The sequence below is a fragment of the Streptomyces panaciradicis genome, from assembly GCF_023516615.1.
GTDB lineage: Bacteria > Actinomycetota > Actinomycetes > Streptomycetales > Streptomycetaceae > Streptomyces > Streptomyces panaciradicis.
In genome coordinates, this window is sequence record NZ_JAMGBF010000328.1 from 1 (window position 1) to 773 (window position 773).

Annotated in this window: 1 protein-coding gene; it reads left to right on the top strand. The window is 73.0% G+C overall.

Going from position 1 to position 773, the window contains the following annotated elements; translation table 11 throughout:
- Positions 1 to 773, top strand: a 773-nt coding sequence (locus M8J74_RS44205) for an alpha/beta hydrolase (protein ID WP_249841775.1), incomplete at both ends; no start/stop codon positions are given.

A 773-nucleotide genomic window follows, 5' to 3' on the forward strand; every position in this document is an offset into this window, starting at 1 on the left:
GAACCCGCCGCGCAGGCCTTCGTCGAGGCCACCGCCAACCCGCCCTACCTGTTCGACCTGCCGCCCGCCGAGGGCCGCAAGGCGGTCGACGAGGTGCAGTCCGGCGAGATCGCCAAGCCGGCCGTCGACGAGGAGTGGATCACCGTCTCCGGCGGCCCGACGGGCAGCGTCCGCGCACGCCTCGTCCGTCCCGCGGGCGCCACCGGCACCCTGCCGGTGATCCTCTACATCCACGGCGCGGGCTGGGTGTTCGGCAACGCCCACACCCACGACCGCCTGGTCCGCGAACTCGCCGTCGGCGCCGACGCCGCCGTGGTCTTCCCCGAGTACGACCTCTCACCCGAGGCCCGCTACCCCGTCGCCATCGAGCAGAACTACGCCGTCGCCCAGTGGATCGTGCGGGAGGGGGCCGACCACGGCCTGGACGCCGCACGGCTGGCCGTGGCCGGCGACTCCGTCGGCGGCAACATGAGCGCCGCGCTGACGCTGATGGCCAAGGAGCGCGGGGACGTCCCGCTGGTGCAGCAGGTGCTGTTCTACCCGGTGACCGACGCGAGCTTCGACACCGCCTCCTACCACCAGTTCGCCACCGGCTACTTCCTGCGCCGCGACGGCATGCAGTGGTTCTGGGACCAGTACACCACCGACGAGACCGAGCGGGCGCAGATCACCGCCTCCCCGCTGCGCGCCTCCACCGAGCAGCTCACCGGACTGCCCCCGGCCCTGGTCATCACCGGCGAGGCCGACGTCCTGCGCGACGAGGGCGAGGCCTA